This is a genomic window from Psychrobacter sp. CoH-33_TS_01, assembly GCF_058189395.1.
The window spans coordinates 1-879 of sequence record NZ_JBVGQI010000026.1; the positions used below are offsets into that span (position 1 = coordinate 1).

An 879-nucleotide genomic window follows, 5' to 3' on the forward strand; every position below is an offset into this window, starting at 1 on the left:
ACTCGAGTAAATACTGCATTGGGTGAGGCTACTACTGACCGCGGCGTTATTCGTAGCGAGTTTACTGCTGCTGATACGGCATTAAGTAATAGAATAACGGGCAATACTGATGAGATTACAGGTTTAAAATCAGGCCTAGGCAGTTTAAATGCTGGTGCTGTGATTTATGACAGTACCTCTAAAGACAGCATTATCTTAGCTGGCGCTAACGGTACTAAGATTAGTAATCTCCAAGACGCTACCTTAAGCAATACTTCAACGGATGCGGTCACGGGTAAACAGCTCAATGCTACTAATCTAAATGTAACTGCTCTAGATGGTCGAGTGACGACAGGGTTGAATGCTGCTACTACTGACCGCGGCGCTATTCGTAGCGAGTTTGCTGCTGCTGATACCGGCATACGTGAGGCCGCTGCCACTGAACAAACTCGAGTAAATACTGCATTAAGTGCTGCTACTACTGACCGCGGAGCTATTCGTAGCGAGTTTGCTGCGGCTGATACCGCCATACGTGAGGCCGCTGCCACTGAAACAACTCGAGTAAATACTGCATTGAGTGAGGCTACTACTGACCGTGGCGTTATTCGTAGCGAGTTTACTGCTGCTGATACCGGCATACGTGAGGCAGCTGCCACTGAAACAACTCGAGTAAATACTGCATTGAGTGAGGCTACTACTGATCGTGGCGTTATTCGTAGCGAGTTTACTGCTGCTGATACCGGCATACGTGAGGCAGCTGCAACTGAACAAACTCGAGTAAATACTGCATTGAGTGAGGCTACTACTGACCGCGGCGTTATTCGTAGCGAGTTTACTGCTGCTGATACTGGTATACGTGATGCCGCTGCCACTGAAACAACTCGAGTAAATACTGCATTG

Annotated in this window: 1 protein-coding gene; it reads left to right on the forward strand. The window is 47.9% G+C overall.

Features of this window, described 5'->3' with window-relative positions:
• Window positions 1-879, forward strand: an 879-nt coding sequence (locus tag ACZ2XM_RS15400; RefSeq protein ID WP_490619004.1) for a hypothetical protein, incomplete at both ends; no start/stop codon positions are given.